This is a genomic window from uncultured Senegalimassilia sp. (genome assembly GCF_902464545.1).
In the GTDB taxonomy this organism is placed as follows: domain Bacteria; phylum Actinomycetota; class Coriobacteriia; order Coriobacteriales; family Eggerthellaceae; genus Senegalimassilia.
On the sequence record NZ_CABQJR010000003.1, the window covers coordinates 94,130 to 116,841 of the forward strand.

Genomic DNA, 22,712 nt, shown 5'->3' on the forward strand with positions numbered 1-22,712 from the left:
CACGCTACAATATAAGGGTTAACCGAAAGCAACGCGCACGTCGGCGTGCGGCTGCTGCGCCCGGTCCACGGCCGCGGCCCGGCAACCCGCATTCGGCGTAAACGGACCCGAAACAAAGGACGTGCATGAATCCGGTCATCGTAATCCCGACGTTCGTGTCGCCGCGCCGCCGAAAGGATTCCGGCAGCGTGATCGCCACGTACGACCACACCACCCCGTTGAGCAATCCCGGCGAGCTGCCGCGTCTGCTCACGTCTTTGCAAAAGGTTCGCGGCATCGGGCAGATCATCGTGCTGGTCGCCGCCGAGCCCGCTATCTCCGACCAAGCCGCCGAGAAGGTGCAGGACATCGTCTCGCGCTTCCCCAGCCTCAACATCGCCATCATCGGCGCCGATGAGTGCAACCTGGTGCAGCAGCGCATGGAGCAGCTGGGCCTGGGCAAGCTGTCGAAGGAGATCGGCCTTGTCGGCTACGGCGCCATCCGCAACCTGGGCCTGGTGCTCGCCAACGTCATGGGCTTCGACTCCATCGTGTTCCTCGACGACGACGAGGTCATCGACGACGCCGACTTCCTGCAGAAGGGCGTCTACGGCCTGGGCAAGCTCACGCGCAAGGGCGTGCCTATCTTGGCGAAGACCGGCTACTATCTGAATTCCGAGGGCTCGTACCTGTCGAAAAGCCAGGACAAGTGGTACAACCGTTTCTGGCAGCAGGGCAAGGCCTTCAATAAGTGGATCACGAAGGCCATGCGCGGCCCGCGCCTGTCGCGCAGCAACCATGTGTGCGGCGGCTGCCTGGCCATTCACAAGGAGGCGTTCAAACGCCTGTCGTTCGATCCGTGGGTCGCTCGCGGCGAGGACCTGGACTACATGTTGAACCTGCGCATGTACGGCAGCGACATCTGGTTCGACAACCAGTGGAGCCTGCGCCACTTGCCGCCGGCGTCCACCAGCGAGGGCACGCGCTTCCGTCAGGACATCTACCGCTGGCTCTACGAGTACCGCAAGATGGAGTACAGCCGCACGCAGATCGACTTGATGCAGGTCAAGCCGCAATCCCTCGAGCCCTATCCGGGCCCGTTCCTGGAGCCGGGCATCACAAAGCGCATCCGCATCACGGCCATCCTGCGCAGCCTTGCCCGCAAGGACAAGAAGGCGTACCGTCAGGCCGCCAAGGCCGCGCGCACCGAGGCCGTCATGTACGCGCAGCGCAACTGCTCGAAGTATTTCGAGTTCCAGTTCGTATGGCCCGAGCTCATGGCCCGTATGGACAGCGACCAGATCCTGCACACGGCCATCGTGCAGTCCGTGGCGCGTCGTCAAGCGGCGGCGAACATGGCGGCGGCGTTCCCCGTGGCGGGAGCCGGCGCGGGCGTCGACCCGGGCGTGACCAGCGAGATCCGCCTGAACATAGCCGAATAGGGAAGGCGGCGCGGCGCAATGGACGTGTTCGCAGCCTTCATCGCGCCCGCTTTGGCGGGCGTGTTCGTCGGCGTGATGTCGGGGCTTCTCGGCGTGGGCGGCGGCACCATCATGGTGCCCATCTTCCGCCTGGCGTTCGGCATGAGCCCGCTTGCCAGCACGGCGACCAGCCTGTTCGCCATCATCCCCACGTCCATCTCGGGCGTGGTCGCGCATACCCGCGCGAAAACCTGCGTGCCCAAGCTCGGCCTGGCGCTCGGCGTAGGCGGCGCGGTCATGTCGCCGCTCGGCGTGTGGCTGGCAAGCGTCTCGCCCGGCTGGCTGGTCATCTGTGTGGCGGCGATAGTCATCGGGTTCAGCGCGTTCAAGATGTTCAAGAAAGCTGTGAAGTGCGCGCCCACGCCCCGCGCGGGCGCCGCTTCCGCCCATTCCGCAAATCCGAAACCCGTTCCCGACCAGCCGCATCTTTCCCGCAAGCAGTACCTCCAGGGCGCGTGCATCGGCTTGATCGCCGGCCTGGCCTCGGGCTACGTGGGCGTGGGCGGCGGCTTCATCATGGTGCCGCTTATGCTGGCCGTCCTGGACATTCCCATGAGCCTTGCCTCGGGAACGTCGCTCATCGCCATCATGATCTTGGCCATCCCCGGCGTCATCGAGCAGGGCCTGCTTGGCAACATCGACTACCTGGCGGGCATCGCCATCGTGGTGGGCAGCATCCCCGGCGCCCTGGGGGGCGCGCGGCTGGTGCGCGTGGTGCCCGAGCGGCAGCTGCGGTTCATCTTCGGCGGCTTTCTGCTGGTGGCGGCCGTCATGCTCATGCTCAACGAATTCGGTATACTGGGCTGACGCCGCACGCGGGCCTTTTCGGCTTGCCCGTCGTGCCCGACAAGGAAGGAGTCGGCGTATGAACGTCGATATGGAGGATAACCGCGCAAGGCTTCCGCGTTACTTCACGCTCGAGATGCTCATGTCGGTGATGGTGGCGCTATCGGGCCTTGTGCTCATCTGGAACCTGGTATCGCCCGTCGTCAGCGTGTTGGCGCTGTTCATCGCGGGCATGGTGTTCACCCTGTCCATCACCGTGCTCATCCGCCTGCTCATGGACCCCGACTCCGTGCGCGCGCGCCAATCCAGCAACGTGCTGCAGCTGGCAAGCCAAACCCTTGAGGCCATGGGCGAGGAAGGCCTGGACAGCAAATCAGCCCAGCGCATCTGCAGCCTGCTTTTGCCCTCTACCGCGGCCATCGCCGTGGCCATCACCGACGACCGCTTCATCCTGGGTTACGCCGGCTACGAGGAATCGCGCAACCTTTCCGGCAGCGTCATCCGCACGCATGCCACGTACTCCACGCTGGCGGACGGCAAGACGCGCGTGCTGTTCACCCCTGAGGAGATCGGCTTCCCCAAGGGCACCCATGGCATCAACGCCGCCATCATCGTGCCGTTGACCGTGGGCAAGGATGTGAAGGGCACGCTGAAGTTCTACTATCGCCGTGCCAACCACATCAGCGAAACCCAGAAATCCATCGCCACCGGCTTCGGCCAGCTGCTGTCCACGCAGATGGCGGCATCGGCGCTCGAGGAGCAGACGGCCCTGGCAACCAAGATGGAGCTCAAGATGCTCCAAAGCCAGATCAACCCGCACTTCCTGTTCAACACCATCAACACCATCGCGTCGTTCACGCGCACCGACCCCGTACGTGCCCGCACGTTGCTGCGCGAGTTCGCGAAGTTCTACCGCAGCACGCTTGAGGATTCCGGCGACCTGATCGAGTTCCGTCGCGAACTCGAGCAGACGCAGCGTTACTTCATGTTCGAGCTGGCGCGTTTCGGCGAGGACCGTTTGGAGCTGATCTGCAACGTGGAGCCCGAGGTCGAGGATATGATGGTGCCGCCGTTCTTGATCCAGCCCCTGGTGGAGAACGCGGTGCGCCACGCCATGCCCTCCGAGGGCAAGCTGACCATCCGCGTGGAGGGCGTGCGGCAAGGCGACGATGTCATCGTCTCCGTTATCGATGACGGCAACGGCATGACGCAGGAGGCTTGCAACAACATCCTCCATCCCGGTTCCACGACGGGTTGCGGCATAGCCGTGGGCAACGTGCACGACCGCATCTGCGGGTATTTCGGCGCGGGCACGCATTTGGAAGTGGAAAGCGAGCTGGGTCAGGGCACCACGGTGCGCCTGGTTTTGGTCGAAGGCGCTTTAAGACAGTATTAGAGAATGAAAACGGCCCCGCGGATGCGGGGCCGTTGATTGCGAATGGTGCCCGAGGCGAGAGTCGAACTCGCACGTCTTTCGACAACGGTTTTTGAGACCGCCGCGTCTGCCATTCCGCCACTCGGGCATTGAGCTTTACCATTGTACCGGATGATTCTGGTCCGCACAACAGGAAATGGAGATGACTTCATGGTTGAGAACGCAGCATTAACGGCTATGCCGTCGGACGAGCTGCTCGAGCAGTGCATCGATCGTTACCTTGACGAGCATTGGGAGGATATCGTCGCCGATATCGATAGGCTTGTGCGCATCCCCAGCTTCGAGGACCTTGGCGCAGCGGCCGAGGGCGCGCCGTACGGTCCCGGCCCGCGCAAGGCGCTCAACGCCGCGCTCGCCATGGCGAACGACATGGGCTTCGAGGTTCATGACGACGCCGGCCACGTCGGCTACGCCGATCTTGTCGGAGCCTCCGAAGAGCAGCTGGGCATCATCGGCCACATCGACGTGGTGCCGGCGGGCCCGGGCTGGCATTTCGAGCCGTACCAGGTCACGCGCAAGGACGGCTATTTGCTGGGCCGCGGCGTCATCGACGACAAGGGCCCGAGCGTGGTGGCGCTGCACGCTATGAACCTGTGGCGCCGCATGCAGCTCGACGGCCAGGCGCCGCAGCTTCCCTACACCCTGCGCTTCATCTTCGGCGTGAACGAGGAAACGCGTATGGACGACGTCCATTACTACCGCGCTCACCACACCGACCCGGCGTTCCTGTTCACACCCGATGCTGAGTTCCCCGTGTGCTACGGCGAGAAGGGTATCTATCACAGCCTTATGACCAGCGCTGATGTGCCGGTTGAGCGGCGTACGGTGATTTCGCTCGAAGGCGGCACGGCGGTGAACGCGGTGCCGGGTCATGCGCAGGCGGTGATGCGCGCGGGGGCGTGCGAGCTCCCGGCGGCGCAGGGCATCGAGGTGGAGCTGCTCGACGAGCGCGATGCCGCGGCGGCCTTGGAAGCTGCCGGCGCGCAGACTGACGCGGCCGGCTGCCGCCTGGCGCGCATCACGGCCACGGGTCGCAGCGCGCACGCGAGCCTGCCGCAGGGCGGCGTGAGCGCCATCGGGATGCTGATCGGTTACTTGCTGGAGAGCGGCCTGATCGGCGAAGAGGAGCGCGCCTACTTCCAGACGGTGGCGCGCATCGCGGCGGCAACGGACGGCACCACGGTCGACCTCGCCTGCTCTGACGCCGATTTCGGCGAGCTCACCATCGTGGCGGGGCGCGCCGCCATGCAGGACGGCCGCTTCACGCAGACCATCGACGTCCGCTATCCTACCGCCATCACGGGCGACGAAGTGCACGCGAAGCTGGAGGCGCTGGCGAAGGCGGCGGGCGGCACGTGCGAGAAGACGCGCGACGACGCGCCGTTTCTGCTCGACCCGCAGGGGCCGGCCATCCAGGCGCTGCTGGCCTCGTACAACCAGGCCACGGGCGAGGATGCCGAGCCGTTCACCATGGGCGGCGGCACGTATGCACGCGAGTTCTCCCGCGCGGCAAGCTTCGGCCCCGAGAAGCCGTGGGAGCAGGCGCCCGAGTGGGTGGGCGGCATGCACGGTCCCGATGAGGGCGTTGGCGAGCAGCTGCTGAAGGAGGCCTTCCGCATCTACGCGCTCACCATCGGCAAGCTCATGCAGCTCGACTTGTAGGGTAAGCGCGGTCTTGTCAAGCGTGTGCGCGGAAACCACCGTTCACCGCCGAAATCGACCGCTTAAACCCCTAACTCGACCGTTCGCAGCGCAAATTGTTGGGAAAAACGGTCTGCTTTACATAAGGCAACGCGCCAGCGCATCGCCGTATGCTACACTGCAGGAAGAAATGATTCTCAGATTCGCCATCTGATAAAAGGAAAGCAAGGAGGCCCTACTTATGTTGAAAGCGATGATCGTCGACGACGAGGCCCCTGCGCGCTCCGAACTGAAGTTCCTGCTCGACGAACTGGGTCAAACGGAGGTCGTCGCCGAGGCGGCAAGCGTGCGCGAGGCCATCGAGAAGCTGAAAGAATATCCCTGCGACGTCATGTTCCTGGACGTGAACATGCCCGAGGCAACCGGCCTGCAGCTTGCCGAGGCCCTGCAGCACCTGAAGTTCCCGCCCGCGGTGGTGTTCGTCACCGCTTACAGCGAGTTCGCGCTTGACGCCTTCAAGGTCAACGCCATCGATTACCTGGTGAAGCCGGTCGAAACCGACCGCCTGTCCCAGGCCATCACCCGCGTTCGCGAGCACGTGCAGCTGCATGCGCAGGCCCAGAAGTCCGAGCGCATCCCGGTTGAGAAGGCCGGTAAGAAGATCCTCATCAGCATCGATAAGATCCGTTTCGTCATGGCACGCGACGACTATGCGTACCTGCAAACCGACACGGACCGCTACTTCAGCACCGTCAGCCTGGCACAGCTGGAGAAGCGCCTGGACGGCCACGGGTTCTTCCGCGTGCACCGCGGCTATCTGGTGAACCTGTCCATGGTCGAGGAGATCGAGCCCGTCGCCGGCGGCACGCTGCTGCTCACGCTCAACGGCGTGGAAGAGAAGATCCCCGTCAGCCGCCGCCGCGTGTCCGCGCTGAAGAAGGCGCTGGGCCTGTAAGGAGCAGCTGGTTGAGCTCGGGAATATGAGCCAAGTATCAGGCCGGTGCCGAAAGGCGCCGGCCTTTTTGCCATCAGATGCGGAAGGCGCTTGGCTGCTCGGTACGTACTTGCAGGCTTGCGCGGGGAATCTGCGGGCGAACCTACTGAAGTGACGGGAGCGGGGCGGAGGAGTATGCGCGGAGGAGGTGCGTAAGGTGCGAAGCGGAAAGCCCGCTGCGGCATTTACTGTGCTGCTCGTCGTATCATTTGCGACTATGAACGCCATGCCTTCCGATACGCTGCTGGCCGCGATGCTGCAGGAAGCGGTGTTGGCGCTGGTCGCACTTGTGGCCGTGAGGTTCGCCGTTCCTGATGCGCTCAAGCGTTGTACTCAATCTGTGCAACAACGGAACACTGTGCGTTTTGCAGGGATTACCTTACTCTTAACGGGTCTTGTCGGCGGTGCGATAACCATTTTGACCTGGTATTTCGCTAATAGCGGCAACGGGGCGGGCTTTGTATCCGCTGTGTTGCCGTCGGCTGTCGACCTTATGGAAAACCTGCTGCTCTTGTTAGGCATCTGCCTGCTCACCGGTCTGTACGAGGAATCGTTCATGCGTGTGCTGGGCATAGAGGCGTTCGAGCGGGCGTTGGATACGAAGCGCGCCATCTTGGCGTCAGCGGCGTTGTTCGCGCTGCTGCACGTGGGCGCGCCCGATGTATCGGCAGGCCAGCTGGTGCTTTTGCAGACGGCGTTGAAGTTTGGGCAGGCTCTGCTGTTTGGCGTGATCCTGGGTGCGCTGTATGTGCGAACGCGTCGGTTATGGCCTTGCGCATTCATCCATGCCGGCTTCGATGTTCTGTATATGACGCCAAACGTGCTCCTAACAGGCACGATGCCCGAAACATATGCATCGGGGGCGATGGGCGACACCGTGCTGCTTGCGGTGTCGGTCCTTATGCTCTCAGGCATCGTCTTGAAAATTCGCAAAGAAATTGCGTGATAGCACTTGCGTGCATACGTCTTAACGTGTAGTATACATACCCGCTTTGAGAAATCAGGCGCCAATTCGCGGGCGTGGCGGAATTGGCAGACGCGTACGGTTCAGGTCCGTATGGGGGCAACCCCATGGAGGTTCAAGTCCTCTCGCCCGCACCATTCGAAATCGAAAGACCCGCTTCGGCGGGTCTTTTTGCATCTTGGAAAGATGCACTGCAGTTCGCTCTGCCGAAGCTTGCTTTCTCGTGCTGCAAGAGGGTGCAAGATGAATTTGAAATTCCCTCTTGCGCAGATTGAGGAAATGACGTAACATACTTTCTTGCCTTGTTAAGGCGCCAATTCGCGGGCGTGGCGGAATTGGCAGACGCGTACGGTTCAGGTCCGTATGGGGGCAACCCCATGGAGGTTCAAGTCCTCTCGCCCGCACCATTCGAAATCGAAAGACCCGCTTCGGCGGGTCTTTTTGCGTATGCGGACAATTGCAGCGCCCTGCCATTCGTTTCGCAAAACTACCCATTTTGCTGTAAAACGCTGTGCTTCATTCTTGTTGACGCAGCGTTGCTTTCTTCGGGCTGGTTTCGCTTGCTACTATAGTGCGGAAACCTTAATACCGTGGCGTTGATCCCCGAAGGAAGTATGCTTATGGAAATGCTCGAGTTCGTGTTGCTGTTGTTGGCGGCGGTGCTTGTCTCCGCCGTGCTCGATCAGGTCACCCCGCGCGTGTCGTTGCCGCTGGTGCAGATCGCGCTTGGCGCCGTCATCATCTTGCTGGTGGGCACGCCCGTCGACGTGGCAATCGATCCTGAGCTGTTCCTTGTGCTGTTCATCGCTCCATTGCTGTTCGACGAATCGCGGCATGCAAGCAAACGTGGGCTGTGGGACAACAAGGGGGCCATCGTATCCCTTGCGGTCGGCTTGGTGCTCGCCACGGTTTTGGTGGTCGGTTTCGTGCTGAACTGGCTGGAGCCCTCCATCCCGCTTGCGGCGGCGTTCGCCCTGGGTGCGGCGTTGGGGCCCACCGATGCCGTGGCCGTCTCGGCCCTTGGCAAGGATATCCACCTGTCCAGCCGTCAGAAATCCCTGCTCTCCGGCGAGGCGCTCATCAATGACGCATCGGGCGTCGTTTCGTTCCAGTTCGCCATAGCTGCGGCCATCACGGGCTCGTTTTCCCTGGCCAACGCTGCGCAAAGCTTCGTCATCAGCTTCTTTGGCGGCATCGCGGTCGGCCTGGTGGTGGGCTTGCTGGCGGTGCTGGCGCTCGGCGCCATCCGTAGCTACGGCTACGAGAGCATCACGGTGCACGTGGTGTTCGAGGTGTTCACGCCCTTCATCACGTTCCTGACCGCTGAGCATTTCGGCACAAGCGGCATCCTGGCCGTGGTGGCTGCCGGCCTGCTCATCGCGCTGATGCCGCATAAGCCAACGCCGGCGGCCGCGCGTCTGAAACTTGCGTCGAACAGCGTGTGGGAGGCGCTCGTCTTCGTCATCAACGGCGTGGTGTTCGTCATGTTGGGTATGCAGCTGCCGAAGGCCGTCATGCCGTCGTGGCACAGCAGCGAGACCAGCTCGCTTCTGCTGTGCGCCTTGGTGCTGCTCGTCACGGCGCTGGTGGTCGGTGTGCGTTTCCTGTGGGTGCTTATCATGGAGCGCGTGCATCGCAGCTCAAAGCTGCGCACGGGAGGTCAGTTGGTGCGCGACGCCCTGGTCACCACGCTTTCGGGTCCGAAGGGCGCCATCACGCTGTCCATCATCATGACCATCCCGTTCACTCTTTCCACGGGCGAGGCGTTCCCTCAGCGCGACAACCTGATCTTCCTGGCATCGGGCGTCATTCTGTGCACGTTGCTGCTGGCGAACTTCGTGGTGCCGCTGCTTGCGCCGAAGGAGCAGGCTGACGAGCGGGATGACCAAGCGGTGAATGCGGCGCACATCGAGATCCTCAAACGCGTCATCCGCCAAGTGCGCGAGCAGAAGACGCCGACTAACGAGGCTGCCACGCAGATCGTCGTCCGGCAGTACAGCGAGCGCATCAAGCGGCTGCGGCGCAAGAACACCTCGGCCCCGTGCTTGCTCGAGCTGCGCGCAACGGCCATCGAACAGCAAAAGGCCCAGGTGGATAAGTACATCCGCGAAGGACGCATCTCCCGTGCCGAGGGTGAGCGCGAAATTGAGCGTCTCGAAAGCTCTCGTCGCACGCTTCTGCGTGCGCATACGCGTCGCCAGGCGCTGGGAGAGGTGTGGAGCCGCCTGAAGGTGGGTACCGTGCATACGGCGCGCCGCGTCGATCGCGCTGTTCGCCATGTGGTTGACGACGAAGCCAAGATCGAGCAGCATCGCCAGCTGCGCATCGAGCTGGAGGAGTGCGCGCTTGCGTACTACAACCTACAGATGACCGACGAGAACCTCGAAATCGCCGACGGTGCGGGCGTGCTTGCAGCGGAATGCCGCTCCACGCTGGCTTTTTTACGCGCGGCTAACGAGCCGGAGAAGCTGGCCAGGGCCAACGTTGCGGGCAGCGTCGTCGGCATGGACGCCGGCGGCATGCGCGGCGCGCTAGAGGGCATGGACACGCAAAAAATCCAGGTGATCAAGGCGCGCGTGTCCGATGTGGAGGCCGACGCCCTGCGCATCGAGCTTGAGGAGATCCAGGCGATGCGCGATGAGGGAGCCATCAGCCGCGAGACGGCGCGGAACTTGCGCGAAGAAGTATACTTGCTTCAAATGACCATTGGAGATTAGGAACCGAATGAGCTCGTACACCACCATCGAGGGGCGCGCCGTCGCCGAGATCGAGGAGAAGAAAAGCCGCTTCATCGCCAGCCTGGCCCATGTGGAGACCGAGGAAGAGGCTCTGGCGTTCCTCGAGGAGATCCGTGTGGCGAACCGCATGGCGCGTCACAACGTGTATGCATACATCCTGCGCCAGGGCGGCGCGGGTGCCGCAGGGCGCGTTCGCTATTCCGACGATGGCGAACCTCAGAAGACCGCGGGCCTGCCCACCCTCGAGGTGCTGCAGCATGCGGGGCTGACCGACGTGGTGTGCGTGGTCACGCGCTATTTCGGCGGCGTGCTGCTGGGTACGGGCGGCCTGGTTCGCGCCTACACCCAGTCAACTCAGGCGGGTATCGATGCCGCGCAGTTGGTGGTGGTGTCGCGCTGCGTGGATTTGCACATCCGCATAGCGTACCCGCGTTACGAGCAGCTGATGCGGTTGGCGGAAGACCACGGTGCCAAGGTGCTGTCAACCGACTTCGCCGATGCGGTCACCATGAACCTGCGCATGCTCGATGGCACGCAGCAGCCCTTGCTTGAAGCGCTGACAGCGCTAGAGCGAGGCCAAGAGGACGTGGAAGTCAGCGACCCTATAGATGCCGCTTTCTAGGACGTGTACTGGTCCATGAAGTCTAGGATCTCCTGGCGGGAGTGCAGGCCCGTTTTCGCGTAGATGCGCTTGATGTGGGCGTGTGCGGTGCTGGGGCTGATGTAAAGCTCCTCGGCAACGCGCTTTTGCGTCCAGCCCAGCGCGTACAACGCAAGCACTTCCACCTCGCGATCGGAGAGCAGGAACTGCTTGCCCATCTGTTCGGCATTATTTCGCATGGTGGCCTTGCGGATATCGGCTATGGAGTCGCCCTCGTCAAGGCCCATCAGCCGCACCAGCCGCATCCCGTGTTTGGAGTCGGGTTGCGCGTTGCGGCTCTCGTCTGCCGCTTCATCCTGATCGACGTTTTCGGTGGGCATTATCCCCGCGCATTGCAAGGGGCTGGCGCCACCGGCGCCCACAGGTGCCGCATTCACGCAAGCGCTGCATTCGCCGTAGCCGCCTGCGTTGTCTTTCAGAATCGTAAGAGCTTCAACGTTCGCTTGCGCCCGCGACAGCTGCTTCTCCAGGCGCTCCATGCGGCGCACGTGCAGATCGTGGCGCTCATCGGCTTCCATCTGGGAGACCTTGAGGAACTGGCCGAGCGCAACCTGTGTGGAGATGACCACGCAGGTGCCCATGATGGCATTGATGAGCAGGTCGTTCGTGGAAAGCGATTGCACGTTTATCAGCGTCACGCGTGCGATGGCGCGGCAGCCGAGCCACACGATCCAGCCGCCCAGGGCGTAGTAATACGGGTCGCGCCAGCCGAAGCTCATGAACGCGATGATGATGTACCAGGTGAACGCCACCAGCAGCGCGTTGAGCGTGGTGGTGAACACGGCGCCGATATCCGGCATGTCGGGGAAGGCCGCATACAGCACCAGTGCGGCGCACGCGAACAGCTCCAAGAGGATGAACATGCCCACGGTCATGACGCTCTTGCGCTTGTGCATCATCATGGAAATGACGATGACGCAGATGGCTATGGTGAGCAGGCCATATGCAACTCGGGTGGCGGGCTGGAACGCGATGGGCACGCCGTCGGGGTAGCCGCGCAAAAAGCCGTCCACGATGGAGAGCACGCCGATGCTCGTTGCCGTCGCCGTGAGGAAGCGCTTGCTCGACAGCAGCGTGGTGGCGAACCCGAAGAAGTCGTCGTTGGGCGTGAACGACTCGATGTCGTTCGCCAGCTTGTTTTTGCGCGCGCTCAGCATGCAGGGGAACTGCAGGAGGGCGAGCGCGGCGGCAACGTAGAAGCCGTAGGTGCCGATGAGCGAGCAAACGTAAATCTCCACCTCGCTGATGGCAAGGGCGCTGAACACATACAGCACGGCGGTGGTGCTGCCGCATCCGCGTGCGCGGCGCAGCCAATAGAAGATGGCGAACGACCCGAAGAACGTGACGGCAACGCATAGCCAGAAATGCACGTTCGGCGAGAAGGCGCCTGCAACGTGGGCCAGGGGAAGGATAAGGACGCATGCCGCTTCCAGCACGATGCACGTGCGCATGATGCGGTTGGTGGTGCGCTTCTTCAGGCGGATTTTCCGCACTCCGATGACCAGCATGATAACGGCCATGATGGAAAGCGCCGCAAGCATGGCGCCGTCGGTGAATATGCCCTCGTCGGTGTGGGTGTAGCTACCGTAGCCGGCGACGATGAGGCCGGCGCGCGCGAAGCACAGGCCCAAGATGGAGGGGATGAGCGGGATGTACAGGGTGAGCAGCTTCATGCCGGTTGGCATAGGGTGAGCGGCGTCATCGGGCGCAAGGCGGTCCGTGCGCGTTTGGGCGCTCGGCTCCGCTCCGACGGCGCTTGAAGCGCTTGCCGGTTGCCTAGAGGCCGAGGCCCCTCCCTGCCCTTGTGCGCGCTGAGCGATCGAGTCGCCCGCTTTGTTGATCCTCACTGATCCTCCTGGTTTATGCAGCGCGATTTGCCAGGTGGCCGTCCCTCTCCCCAAAAGGCCGGCTTACTTGTTCGCAAATTCCCTCAAAGAGGGTATGCGCGAAACGCCATGTTCGCCATCATAACATATGGGAAATAACGCATAGTAACAGCAACGTTAACTGTAGGGGGTATCGATATGGCGAACGAGCAGGAAATCACGTTCGATGAACCGGATGAGGGCCGTGACATCTACCACGAGCCGGACGACCGTGCGCTCATCCGCACGAAGGACGTGTATCAGACCGAGCTGGACAACGGCGTGGAAGGCTACTCGGAAACGATGCTCGCCATCGTGGCGAACTTCAAGAACGCCGGCAAGCCCGAGGGCTTCAACGTGCAGAGCATGGTGGGCAAGTCGAAGCGCGGCGAAGTGGCGTTGCGCCTGTTCGCGGTGGTCGACGACTCCGTTGCCGACCCGGTGTTCGTGAAGGTGGGCTTCAAGAGCCGCGGGTGCCTGGCCATGACCGGTTGCGCAAGCGCCATCTGCTCCATGATCGAGGGCAAGACGTTCTCGCAGGCGTTTGAGCTGACGCCCAAGGACGTGGAGCTTGCGGTCGACGGCGTGCCAACGGGCAAAGGGCATACCACCCTGTTCGCCATCGAGGCCGTGCGCGGCTTGGTGGGCGATTGGATGTACCGTTGCGGTATGTCGCTCGCGGAGATGGACGAGAAGCTGCCCTGCGACGAGATGTCAGTGGCGTGCTTGATGTGCGAGCATTGCAGCCTGCGCGACACGCGCGTCGAGATGAGGGTTAACGAGGCCATCGCGAAGCAGAAGGCCGGCGAGGCGAAATGAGCGAGCAGATGAAGACGGCCGGGGAGTCTCTGGGCCAGGATATCGTTTCGGAAGACGCGGAATCGGCGGTGGGGGAGGTTGCCGCCGACCAGGGCGTCGCAGCCGCTGGGAATGCGGAAGCTGCCGCAGCCGGCGTCGATGAGGCACCTGAAGGGGAAGCGGCCGACGAGCCCACGGAGGAGGAGCTTGCGGCCGCACGCGAGCTGGCCGAGAATAACGCGCTTGCCGATGTGTTCGATGACGTGCGCAAACAGTCTGCCGACAGCCACCTGGTCACGCCCGAGCGTTGGCCAGAGATCGGCTTGGTACCCGAGCATATGACGGCCGAGGACTTCGAGATGTTCGTGTACGAATGGCTCGAGGATTACCAGGCGGAACACAAGGAAGAGATCGAGGCGGAGCGCGCCGCCGAGCGCGCGAAGGCCGCCGCGGTGCGTTCTGCCACTCGAGCGGTGGGCGTGCCCCCGAAGATCCCGAACCGCCGTTTGGAGCAGATCGAGGCCGACAATGAGGCGAAGGCGGCCGAGGCTGCCGATAAGGCGCCGGAAGCCGTTGAGGATTCCGCTGAAGCCGAGTCCGCTGCGGACGTCGATGCTTCCGTGCAGGTCGATAACGCTGCGGAATCCGCCGAAAGCGCCGCCGTTGCCGCAACGCCTGCGGCTTCTGAGCCCGCCCCGGGTTCCCCTGATAGCGCAGCCGAAGATGAGCAGCCTGCCGATGACGACAGGAGCCCCTTCGCCGGCTTGCGCATCCCCGAGGGCTACCGCCTTGAGCAGATCGAGGGCGAATGGGTGCTCGTGGAGGACGAGAACGCCGCGCCCGTGCGCAAGGAGATCAAGTGCAACCGCATCAAGGTGCTCATGGGTATGCACAGCTACTATCTCTACGACGAGACGCTCATGACCGCCAGCTACGCTCGCTGGGCATTCCTGGCAGCCGAGGATAACCCGGTGGTCACGTTCGTCGAGTGCGTGCGCGAGGATTCGCGCGTGTACCCGCGACCTTATGCCGCCGAGTGCCTGAAGAACCCGCCCTTCCGCATGACCGACGAGCAGATCGAGGAAACGTGGCAGGCCGTGCGCGATTCCGGCAACTATCCGGACATCGAGCGCACCGAGGCATCCAGCGGCGACGTGTACTACTACTCAACGCAGTACCTCGAGCCCGGTTACGCGGCATCGCTGGCGGAATACGACGCAGTGGAGCGCCCTGCCGACGTGTAATGCCCGACGAGGGCCTAGCGCGCAGCGGCAGTACGCAATGCAATGCGCCCCGAGCAGTCTCGCCCGGGGCGCATTTTTTTTGCGAAGAGGTGCTATCCCCCCTCATTGCATCTTTTCTTGTCTCCCTGTAAATGGGCGTCTCCTGGAATTCGCACCAGCCTTCGGGATAGCGAGATCGTTTCTCCTTGGCTCATGCCGACCGGCTGGGATAAAGGCGGGATGTGGACGCGCTCCTTGTTCCATAGCCGTAGAAGCCCGCATGCCAGAATCGCTCTAGAACGCAAAAACGCCCCCCGCTGTCTGCGCAACGGGGGGCGTTCGCGATTCAAGCTTGCTTTGCTGGTCTAGCTTGCCAGCTTAGCGTTTACGGCAGCAGGTTCAGGCTCTGCAGCTCGGCCTTGACGTCGTCCATGCCGTAGTAGTCCAGGCAGTCGGCCGTCGGGCAGCCCTTCTCGGAATCCCAACCAAACTTCTCGTACAGCATGGTCAGGCCCTTCTGGAAGTCTTCCTTCTCCATCTTGTCGGTGCCCTTGGTGAACGGCTCCTTGTCCGGGTCCTTGGTGAACGGCCACTGGGTGATGACGTCGTGGATGGTGCGGCAGTCGTTGCAGCCCATCTTGCCGTCCTTGTCGGTCATGCCGCGCACGGTGTTGGCGCGCTGCAGCGTCATGATCTTGGCGGCGCGCTTGTACAGCTCGTCGGTGGTGATGTCCTCGCCGGTGACGGCCTTGTAGAACTTGGCCTCCAGGTCGAGGTCGCCGCGGTAGTTGCGGCTCTTCGACGGGGACTGGGCCATCGGCCACACCCAGTTGCACAGCGTCAGCGAGTCATGCAGCACGTCGGTGACGATAGACCACCAGCAGAAGTTGGCCTTGTGCTCGTTCATCGGCTTGTAGTCCTTCTCGGCGTCCAGAGCATCCTCGCCGCCCCACAGCTCGGCAGCGATCTGCTGCTTCAGCTCGTGCGGAAGGCCGCACTGCAGCATGTTCTGATGCGAATGGATCATGGGGTCGCGGTTGAACACCATGTTCAGCAAGCCGCCGACCTGGCCGTAGGACTCGATTGCGTGGTGCACCGGCCAGCCGCGGTAGTTGATCAGGCAGCTAGCGGTGGTGTCGAACCACTCCATGTCGTCCCAGCGCGGGCACCACACGATCGGGCCGTGGCCAAGGTAGGACATCTCATTGTCGTTCTGGGCGATGTGCTTGAGCAGCTCCACCATGATGGTCGGGTCGTTCTTCTCGAACTTGGTCCAGTCGAACATGTTGTACTCGGCCTCGGGCAGCACCTTCTTGAAGATGCCCTTGGACACGCAGTGCGCGATGTCGCGGTAAATCTGAGCGTAGTTGCACCACATGCCCAGATCGTCCATCGTGCCGCCGACAACCTGGTCCCAGATCAGGCCGTCCTCGGTGGAAGCCTTGACGGAAGTGTGATCGCCCAGGATCTTCACCATGTAAATGGAGAACGGGAAGTTCGGCACGCAGGTGTTGCCGGTGATCTCGAAGCCGCCGTTCTTCTTGGCGTTCGGCACGCGCATGTCGGAGTAGCAGTGAATCGGGCAGCTGTGGCAGCCGTTCATCTTGATGGTGTACTTTTCGGCCTCGGGACCCTCGTCCTTGGTGGTCTTCATGCAGCGGTAGCCGACGGTGTTGATCTCGCCAGGCTTCGGCTCGCCGGTCTCGATCGGCTCGCCCTCGGCGTCGGCCCAGTACAGGCCCTTGCGAGCGGTCCAACGGGTGCCCTTGTCGTAGTACTCGGCCCATTCCTGCTGGGTGGACGGCACGACATGGTTGTTGTTGGAGCCGACGATCTCGCGCAGCATGTAGTCGGACAGGTCTGCCAGGGCCTTCGGGTCCTTGACGTTCACGCTGCCGTTGCCCTCGACGACCAGGGCCTTGAGCTTCTTGGAACCCATGATGCAGCCCAGGCCGGCGCCGGCGGAGTGGTTACGGGAGTTCATCATGACGGCGTAGGGCAGCAGGTTCTCACCGGCAGGGCCGATGGTCGCCACGCAGGCACGGTTGCCCTCGAGGCGGTTCAAGGCCTCGGTGGTGGAACGGGTGCCCATGCCCCAGACGAAGGAGGCGTCCTTGATCTCGACCTGATCGTCCTTGATGTGCAGGTACACCGGCTTGTCGGACTTGCCCTCGACGATGATGGCATCGTAACCGGCCAGCTTGATGCGGGCGCCGATCATGCCGCCGCAGTGTGCGTCGACGACCAGATGGTCCTTGGTGAACGTGGACAGGAAGCTGATGGTGGTACGGCCAGCCAGCGGCACGCCGGAAGCGGTCAGCGGACCGACGGCGTAAACGATCTTGGACTCCTCGGAAAGAGGATCGGTGCCAGCGGGCACCTCGTCGTACATGATCTTGTTAGCAAGGCCCATGCCGCCGATGTATTCCTTATAAGGTGCGGTGGACTCGGTGGTGATGCTGCCCGTCGTCAGATTGACGCGCAGGATCTTGCCGGCCCAGCCGTATGACTTCTCGTCAGCCATGTTGCATCTCCAAATCTCTTCTCGATACATGCGTTGCGTGACATGTCGGGCGATTCGGGTGCAGACGACAATTCGTCACTGGGCAGTGTTGCGCACCTTATGAATCGGGTATCCCCTCTTTGAGGGTAATTTATGGAAATGGCCTGGTAAACGGCGAACGGATTCGATTTTCCGGCGAATGAGGGGACAAATTCGATCGCATTGACCCCCAAAGAGGGGATACCGAAAAAGTGGTGAGCCGCATACTACTTACCGTTGCGTGACCCGGAAAGGGCGAAGAGTGTGCGCCGGAAATCAGAAGGGACGAGGCGGACGAGGCCTCGGCTGAGGGAGGAACCGGCGCAAGGTAGCGACTCACCAATATATGTGAGGGGGAGTACTGAGAATGTCAGATACGAATACAAGCGGCAGCGCCCCGGTCAAGAAGAACATCACCCGCCGCGACGTGCTGGCCATGGCCGGCTGCGGCGTTGCAGGTTTGGTCGTCGGTGGCGCGCTGGCCAGCTGGGGTGTAACCCAGGAGTCCATCGCATCCGGCCGCATCGAGCTGCGCACCACGCCCACCAAGATGATCGTCACCGATCGCGCCCGTTGCTCGGGTTGCCAGCGCTGCGAGATGATGTGCACGCTGAAGAACGACGGCCGCGTGTGCCAGCACATCGCCCGCGTGCGTGTGTGGGATAACTATTACTGGGGCAAGTCCGCCGACACCGGCGACGGCTCCTTCGGCGACGGCAAGGGTGCTTGCGAGTTCACCGTCGAGCACTGCAAGCAGTGCGCCGACCCGCAGTGCGTGAAGTACTGCCCGGTCCACGCCATCTACGCCGACGAGAAGACCGGCGCCCGCACGGTCGACACCAAGAAGTGCATCGGCTGCGGCATGTGCAGCCAGGCTTGCCCCTGGAACATGCCCCGCGTCGACACCGAGACCGGCGTGTCCACGAAGTGCATCTCCTGCGGCCGCTGCGCAGAGCAGTGCCCCAACGGCGCCATCCAGTTCATCGATTGGCAGGATATCGCGCAGAAGATCATCGACGAGGGCATCGTTCGCACGACGACCGCGGTCACCGCGTAATCGTTTCGGGGCGATATACCCCGCATGATGCGAACGCCCGCGCGGCAAGCGCGGGATAAGAAAGGTTTAAGACCTTATAACCGCGACCAAGGAAAGGAGTGAGCGCGAGATGATGGACGACGCAGCGGTGTTCTCGGTGCTTTCGAAGTGCTTCGGTTCCGTTGAGAAGGACGAATGGAAGCAGATGACGCGCAGCGCTGCCTGGGCCGAGTTCATGGACGGCGTTCGCCGTCTTTTGCAGGACGACACGCGTTTCGGCAAGCAGGCAACCCCCATCGAGCGCATGCATGTGCGCGCGCCCATGCAGGAATTCCTTTCCGCCAACGAGGTCGACGAGCTGTTCTGCCCTCCGCTTTTCGATGAGAAGCAGGGTTTTGCGGCGCGTCACTTCACCGGAGGGCTTCCCCAGTCGGCGATTCCCGTGGAATCGCTGTACACGGATTGGAACACCCCCGGCAACGTGAATCCGCTCATCGGCAAGCAGAAGGGCCTGTACCTAGGCGCTTCGGCGCGTTACATGCGGGCATTGATCGAGCAGCTGGGCCTGGAGGTGCCGGCGGAATACGCCGACTGCCCCGATCACCTGGCATTGGAGCTCGACTTGGTGGCAGTTCTGCTGCGAAGCGGCATGGACGCCGAAGCCCGTCAGTTTGTGGCCGAGCGCTTCGATTGGTTGACCGATTACCGGTTGAAGCTGCTGAAGCTTGACGATGACGCGCGGTTCTACATCAGCCTGGTCGACGTGATCTTGGGCATCTGCGCGGAACAGCGCGCGGAGTCCGAGTCCGACCAAACGGCTTGATGGCGGTTCGCATCATGGATGAAACGATGACGCAGGATGCATATAGAGAGGAATCAGCAATGTCAGAAAACGCTATTACCAGGCGAAGCTTTCTGGCCGGCAGCGCCGGGGTCGCAGCAGTAGCGGCCGGCGCGGGCTTCATGAGCTTCGGCGCCTGGGAGCAGGCTGACGCGAGCGGGACGAAGGATGTGGAATCCCACACCGCTTACTCGCTGTGCAACTCCTGCTCTTCCAAGTGCGGGTTCAAGGGGTACGTGGTCGACGGCAAGCTCACCAAGATGATCGGCGAGTCCAGCCATCCCCACTGCGAGGGCACGCTGTGCGGCCGCGCATACGGCTACGCGTCCATCGCCTACTCCGAGGACCGCTTGACCGACCCCTTGAAGAAGAACGCCAAGGGCGAGTTCGAGAAGATCAGCTGGGACCAGGCCTACTCCGAGATCGCCGAGAAGGTCAAGTCCATCATCGGCTCCGACGGCCCCGAGGCCCTGGCCATGGTCCAGGACCCGCGCCCGTCCGGCTCCTACTACACCAAGCGCTTCATGCAGGCGCTCGGCAGCGCCAACGTGTACACGCACGGCGCCGCCTGCAACATGTCGAAGAACGCGGGCTTCACGCAGGTCATCGGCGCGGGCGACTACCTGGCCGACGTCGAGAACGCCAAGGCCTGCATGTTCATCGGCCGCAGCTACGCCGACGCCATCCGCCCGAGCCAGCTGCACGCCCTGGAGAAGGCGCACGAGAGGGGCGCGTACATCGTGCTGGTCGACCCGCGCCTGAACAACTCCATCGCCTTCGCCGACGAGTGGCTGCCCATCAACCCGGGCACCGACCTGGCGCTGGTGCTGGCCATGAGCCACGTGCTGGTCGACCGCGGCCTGTACGACAAGAAGTTCGTGTCCGAGCAGGCGACCGGCTTCGACGAGTGGGCCGCCACCCTGGGACAGTACACGCCCGAGTGGGCCGCCGGCATCACCGGCCTGAGGGCCGCCGACATCGAGCGCATCGCGGTGAAGTTCGCCGAGTGCGCCCCGGCCGCCTGCATCGAGCCCAGCTGGCGCGGCGCCTACGGCTGCAGCTACGCCAACTCCGGCGAGACCGCCCGCGCCGTGGCCTGCTTCAACGGCCTTCTGGGCTGCTGGAACCAGAAGGGCGGCGCCCTGTTCAGCGCGTCGGTCAAGGCCGGCGACGTGGACAAGGCCAAGTTCCCGCCCGTGCCCAAGGTCGAGGCGAAGATCGCCGGCCAGTCCGAGTACCCGCTGTCCCTGTCCGGCATGGGCGTCAACGTCTACGCCGCGCAGCTTGCCAAGGAAGGCAAGATGAAGGGCATGTTCTTCTACAACTCCAACATGGTGGCGGGCTATTCCAACCCGGCCTACCTGCAGGAGTGCCTGGCCAACCTGGAGCTGTCGGTGTGCATCGACGTCCAGATGACCGAGACGTGCCACGCGTGCGACTACGTCCTGCCCGACACCAGCTACCTCGAGCGCCTCGAGCTGCCCGAGTTCTACGGCGGCAAGATCCCGGCCGTGGCCATCCGCGACCAGGTCATCGAGAAGGTGCATCCCAACACCAAGCCCGTCGACCAGATCTTCTCCGAGCTGGCCGATGCGTGCGGCGTGGGCCAGTACTTCGACTTCACCGTCGAGGAGCTCGCCGACGCGCAGCTCAAGACCGTGGGCCTGTCCCTCGACGGCCTGCGCGCCTGCGGCGTGAGCACCTTCCCCGAGAAGGCGTTCAAGTACGGCTCGTACCCGAAGTGGAAGACGCCCTCCGGCAAGTTCCAGTTCGCCTCCGACGCGTGCGAGAAGGCGGGCCTGCCCCGCACCCCGCAGTGGCTCGAGCCCGCGGTGGCCGTGCCCGAGGACGGCAAGTCCTTCCGCCTGATCGGCGGCAAGCAGGCCATCCACACCCACACGCAGACCGCCAACAGCGAGCCGCTCATGGCCATCACGAAGCAGTACGGCCTCGAGCGCGTGTGGATGAACGTGAGCCGCGCCGAGGAGCTCGGCATCTCCGACGGCGACACCGTCGAGGTCTCCAACGAGCAGCACACGGGCAAGGTCCAGGTGAAGGTCACCCAGCGCATCAACCCCGACGCGCTGTACATGCCCAGCCACTATGGCTGCTCCTCGAAGGAGGAGAAGACGGCGTACGGCGTCGGCCTGCGCCAGATGGACTACGTGCCCTTCCGCATCGAGCCCGGCTACGGCGGAATCTGCTCCCAGGAGGCCGTCGTCACCGTCAAGAAAGTAGGTGCATAGCATATGGCACGCTATGGAATGCTTATCAACACCAAGAAGTGCATCGGCTGCTACGCCTGCCGCACCGCGTGCCAGCGCCAGAACGGCTTGGATCCCACTGACTCGTTCATCCGCTTCGAGGAGCGCGAGGTTGGCGAGTATCCGAGCGTGAGCGTCGAGCACGTGCCGCTGCAGTGCATGCACTGTGAGGACGCGCCGTGCGCCAGCGTCTGCCCGACCGGCGCCGCCCACATCGGCCCCGACGGCATCGTCGAGGTCGACCAGGGCCGCTGCATCGGCTGCCTGTACTGCATGGCCGCCTGCCCCTACCAGGTGCGCAACCGCAACGAGAAGACCGGCGCCGTCGACAAGTGCCGCTTCTGCAACGTGTCCAACTACACGAGCGGCACCGAGATGTGCAGCTGCGTGACGGCCTGCCCGACCGGCGCGCGCGTCTTCGGCGACCTGGACGACCCGGACTGCGAGCTGGTGAAGGAGATCGCCGCCACGCACGCGGCCCCCATCGCCGGCGACCTTACCAAGTCCAAAGTCTATTACGTGAGGTGATGCTGAGATGGAGTACACACCTATTTGGAGCGGCATCATCGCCTGCTATCTGTTCCTAGGCGGCCTGGGCGGCGGCGCGTTCGCCACCTCGGCCTTCCTGGCCTGGCGCCATCCCGAGGCGGTCACCATGCGCAAGCTCGGCCACTGGATCGCGCCGATCGTCGTCATCGTCGGCCTCGTGCTGCTGATGTTCGACGCCAAGGCGGGCCTGCACAACCCGCTGCGCTTCGCGCTGCTGCTGACCAACTTCGGGTCCGTGATGACCTGGGGCGTTGTCATTCTGGCCGCGTTCGTGATCGTCGCGCTGGTCGCGCTGGTCATGGACCTGAAGAAGCGCCGCGTGCCCATGGCCCTCGAGATCGTCGGCGCGGTGCTCGGCATCTGCGTGGCCATCTACACCGGCTGCCTGCTGGGCGTGTGCAAGACGTTCCCGCTGTGGAACAACGCGCTGCTGCCCATCTTGTTCCTGGTGTCGGCGGTGTCCACGGGCATGGCCGCCGTGCTGCTTGCCGGCGTGTTCAAGTGCCCCGAGGAGTTCAACCGCGTGGGCGTGCTCAAGAAGTTCCACTTCTGCTTCCCGTGCATCGAGATGCTGCTGGTGGCGGCGCTGCTGTTCATCACGGCCACCAACTCCACCGCCGGCCTGGCCTCGGTGCAGGCGCTGGTGTGCGGCAAGTACGCCCTGGTCTTTTGGGTGCTGTTCATCGCCGTGGGCCTGGTGATCCCGACGGTGCTGGAGACCAAGATGCTGTTCTTCAGCCCCAAGGAGTTCGAGGAGTCCAGTAAGGCCCACATGATCAGCGCCGGTTCCGACATCGGCGTGCTGATCGGCGGCTTCGTGCTGCGCCTGCTGGTGCTGCTCGCCGCGCTGCCGGTGACCATGACGGTCGCCTGGACGCTCTAGCCGCCCGCGGGGCGGGGCGCCCGGCCCCGCGC

The 22,712-nt window shown here is 63.2% G+C and carries 17 protein-coding genes and 3 tRNA genes; 17 read left to right on the top strand and 3 right to left on the bottom strand.

Features of this window, described 5'->3' with window-relative positions; genetic code table 11:
• The first annotated feature begins 125 nt into the window (after positions 1–125).
• From RDW26_RS01615 to RDW26_RS01625, 3 genes are read left to right on the top strand one after another with little or no spacing between them, the layout of a single operon-like run.
• Entirely contained in the window at positions 126–1,421 is a 1,296-nt protein-coding gene (locus RDW26_RS01615) for a hypothetical protein (protein WP_307982244.1), read from the top strand.
• 18 nt (positions 1,422–1,439) lie between these two features.
• Complete coding sequence (locus RDW26_RS01620) at positions 1,440–2,267, top strand: sulfite exporter TauE/SafE family protein (RefSeq protein ID WP_307982245.1); 828 nt, start codon at positions 1,440–1,442, stop codon at positions 2,265–2,267.
• Between the two features lie 58 nt (positions 2,268–2,325).
• Positions 2,326–3,642 carry a histidine kinase gene (locus tag RDW26_RS01625; RefSeq protein ID WP_307982246.1) on the top strand — a complete coding sequence of 439 codons (1,317 nt, stop codon included), beginning with the start codon at positions 2,326–2,328 and terminating at the stop codon, positions 3,640–3,642.
• Positions 3,643–3,685: 43 nt separating this feature from the next.
• On the opposite strand, the gene RDW26_RS01630 is transcribed toward RDW26_RS01625, so the two are convergent.
• A tRNA-Leu gene (locus RDW26_RS01630) sits at positions 3,686–3,769 on the bottom strand.
• Positions 3,770–3,831: 62 nt separating this feature from the next.
• Between RDW26_RS01630 and RDW26_RS01635 the strand changes: the two genes are divergently transcribed.
• The 7 genes from RDW26_RS01635 (at position 3,832) to RDW26_RS01665 (ending at position 10,640) form a co-directional block, all read left to right on the top strand.
• Complete coding sequence (locus tag RDW26_RS01635) at positions 3,832–5,343, top strand: Sapep family Mn(2+)-dependent dipeptidase (RefSeq protein ID WP_307982247.1); 1,512 nt, start codon at positions 3,832–3,834, stop codon at positions 5,341–5,343.
• 220 nt (positions 5,344–5,563) lie between these two features.
• Complete coding sequence (locus RDW26_RS01640) at positions 5,564–6,277, top strand: LytTR family DNA-binding domain-containing protein (RefSeq protein WP_042432415.1); 714 nt, start codon at positions 5,564–5,566, stop codon at positions 6,275–6,277.
• A 265-nt stretch (positions 6,278–6,542) separates the two neighbouring features.
• A complete protein-coding gene (locus RDW26_RS01645; protein WP_307982248.1) occupies positions 6,543–7,262 on the top strand; it encodes a CPBP family intramembrane glutamic endopeptidase in 720 nt (239 codons plus the stop codon).
• A gap of 68 nt (positions 7,263–7,330) precedes the next feature.
• Positions 7,331–7,417, top strand: a tRNA-Leu gene (locus RDW26_RS01650).
• A gap of 183 nt (positions 7,418–7,600) precedes the next feature.
• Positions 7,601–7,687: transfer RNA gene (locus RDW26_RS01655), tRNA-Leu, on the top strand.
• 213 nt (positions 7,688–7,900) lie between these two features.
• Complete coding sequence (locus RDW26_RS01660) at positions 7,901–9,997, top strand: Na+/H+ antiporter (RefSeq protein WP_307982249.1); 2,097 nt, start codon at positions 7,901–7,903, stop codon at positions 9,995–9,997.
• Positions 9,998–10,004: 7 nt separating this feature from the next.
• The gene (locus tag RDW26_RS01665) at positions 10,005–10,640 is read left to right on the top strand and encodes a YigZ family protein (RefSeq protein WP_307982250.1); all 636 of its coding nucleotides are present in this window, start codon (positions 10,005–10,007) and stop codon (positions 10,638–10,640) included.
• Here RDW26_RS01665 and RDW26_RS01670 read toward each other — a convergent pair.
• A complete protein-coding gene (locus RDW26_RS01670) occupies positions 10,637–12,352 on the bottom strand; it encodes a LuxR C-terminal-related transcriptional regulator (RefSeq protein WP_307982251.1) in 1,716 nt (571 codons plus the stop codon). The genes RDW26_RS01665 and RDW26_RS01670 overlap by 4 nt on opposite strands.
• Before the next feature lie 351 nt (positions 12,353–12,703).
• Here RDW26_RS01670 and RDW26_RS01675 point away from each other — a divergent pair, with 351 nt between their 5' ends.
• Together RDW26_RS01675 and RDW26_RS01680 are read left to right on the top strand one after the other, a co-directional pair.
• A complete protein-coding gene (locus RDW26_RS01675; protein WP_307982252.1) occupies positions 12,704–13,363 on the top strand; it encodes an iron-sulfur cluster assembly scaffold protein in 660 nt (219 codons plus the stop codon).
• Complete coding sequence (locus RDW26_RS01680) at positions 13,360–14,586, top strand: hypothetical protein (RefSeq protein ID WP_307982253.1); 1,227 nt, start codon at positions 13,360–13,362, stop codon at positions 14,584–14,586. The genes RDW26_RS01675 and RDW26_RS01680 overlap by 4 nt, the downstream gene beginning before the upstream one ends.
• Positions 14,587–14,950: 364 nt before the next feature.
• Here RDW26_RS01680 and RDW26_RS01685 read toward each other — a convergent pair whose 3' ends face one another.
• Positions 14,951–17,089 (bottom strand): aldehyde ferredoxin oxidoreductase, encoded by a 2,139-nt coding sequence (locus RDW26_RS01685; RefSeq protein WP_307982254.1) that lies wholly within the window; start codon positions 17,087–17,089, stop codon positions 14,951–14,953.
• Positions 17,090–17,474: 385 nt separating this feature from the next.
• Here RDW26_RS01685 and RDW26_RS01690 point away from each other — a divergent pair, with 385 nt between their 5' ends.
• The 5 genes from RDW26_RS01690 (at position 17,475) to nrfD (ending at position 22,680) form a co-directional block, all read left to right on the top strand.
• Entirely contained in the window at positions 17,475–18,164 is a 690-nt protein-coding gene (locus RDW26_RS01690; protein ID WP_288285480.1) for a ferredoxin-like protein, read from the top strand.
• Positions 18,165–18,273: 109 nt separating this feature from the next.
• Complete coding sequence (locus RDW26_RS01695) at positions 18,274–18,966, top strand: molecular chaperone TorD family protein (protein WP_307982255.1); 693 nt, start codon at positions 18,274–18,276, stop codon at positions 18,964–18,966.
• A gap of 59 nt (positions 18,967–19,025) precedes the next feature.
• The gene (locus RDW26_RS01700; RefSeq protein ID WP_307982256.1) at positions 19,026–21,230 is read left to right on the top strand and encodes a molybdopterin-dependent oxidoreductase; all 2,205 of its coding nucleotides are present in this window, start codon (positions 19,026–19,028) and stop codon (positions 21,228–21,230) included.
• 3 nt (positions 21,231–21,233) lie between these two features.
• On the top strand, positions 21,234–21,776 hold the full coding sequence (locus tag RDW26_RS01705) for a 4Fe-4S dicluster domain-containing protein (RefSeq protein WP_307982257.1): 543 nt from the start codon (positions 21,234–21,236) through the stop codon (positions 21,774–21,776).
• 7 nt (positions 21,777–21,783) lie between these two features.
• Positions 21,784–22,680 (top strand): NrfD/PsrC family molybdoenzyme membrane anchor subunit, encoded by an 897-nt coding sequence (gene nrfD / locus RDW26_RS01710; RefSeq protein WP_307982258.1) that lies wholly within the window; start codon positions 21,784–21,786, stop codon positions 22,678–22,680.
• Positions 22,681–22,712: the final 32 nt, after the last annotated feature.

Excerpts from the sequence above, each read along its gene's own strand:
- RDW26_RS01615 (WP_307982244.1), top strand. The coding sequence starts at position 126 with ATGAATCCGGTCATCGTAATCCCGACGTTCGTGTCGCCGCGCCGCCGA.
- RDW26_RS01620 (WP_307982245.1), top strand. The coding sequence starts at position 1,440 with ATGGACGTGTTCGCAGCCTTCATCGCGCCCGCTTTGGCGGGCGTGTTC.
- RDW26_RS01625 (WP_307982246.1), top strand. The coding sequence starts at position 2,326 with ATGAACGTCGATATGGAGGATAACCGCGCAAGGCTTCCGCGTTACTTC.
- RDW26_RS01635 (WP_307982247.1), top strand. The coding sequence starts at position 3,832 with ATGGTTGAGAACGCAGCATTAACGGCTATGCCGTCGGACGAGCTGCTC.
- RDW26_RS01640 (WP_042432415.1), top strand. The coding sequence starts at position 5,564 with ATGTTGAAAGCGATGATCGTCGACGACGAGGCCCCTGCGCGCTCCGAA.
- RDW26_RS01645 (WP_307982248.1), top strand. The coding sequence starts at position 6,543 with ATGCCTTCCGATACGCTGCTGGCCGCGATGCTGCAGGAAGCGGTGTTG.
- RDW26_RS01660 (WP_307982249.1), top strand. The coding sequence starts at position 7,901 with ATGGAAATGCTCGAGTTCGTGTTGCTGTTGTTGGCGGCGGTGCTTGTC.
- RDW26_RS01665 (WP_307982250.1), top strand. The coding sequence starts at position 10,005 with ATGAGCTCGTACACCACCATCGAGGGGCGCGCCGTCGCCGAGATCGAG.
- RDW26_RS01670 (WP_307982251.1), bottom strand. The coding sequence starts at position 12,352 with ATGAAGCTGCTCACCCTGTACATCCCGCTCATCCCCTCCATCTTGGGC.
- RDW26_RS01675 (WP_307982252.1), top strand. The coding sequence starts at position 12,704 with ATGGCGAACGAGCAGGAAATCACGTTCGATGAACCGGATGAGGGCCGT.
- RDW26_RS01680 (WP_307982253.1), top strand. The coding sequence starts at position 13,360 with ATGAGCGAGCAGATGAAGACGGCCGGGGAGTCTCTGGGCCAGGATATC.
- RDW26_RS01685 (WP_307982254.1), bottom strand. The coding sequence starts at position 17,089 with ATGGCTGACGAGAAGTCATACGGCTGGGCCGGCAAGATCCTGCGCGTC.
- RDW26_RS01690 (WP_288285480.1), top strand. The coding sequence starts at position 17,475 with ATGTCAGATACGAATACAAGCGGCAGCGCCCCGGTCAAGAAGAACATC.
- RDW26_RS01695 (WP_307982255.1), top strand. The coding sequence starts at position 18,274 with ATGATGGACGACGCAGCGGTGTTCTCGGTGCTTTCGAAGTGCTTCGGT.
- RDW26_RS01700 (WP_307982256.1), top strand. The coding sequence starts at position 19,026 with ATGTCAGAAAACGCTATTACCAGGCGAAGCTTTCTGGCCGGCAGCGCC.
- RDW26_RS01705 (WP_307982257.1), top strand. The coding sequence starts at position 21,234 with ATGGCACGCTATGGAATGCTTATCAACACCAAGAAGTGCATCGGCTGC.
- nrfD (WP_307982258.1), top strand. The coding sequence starts at position 21,784 with ATGGAGTACACACCTATTTGGAGCGGCATCATCGCCTGCTATCTGTTC.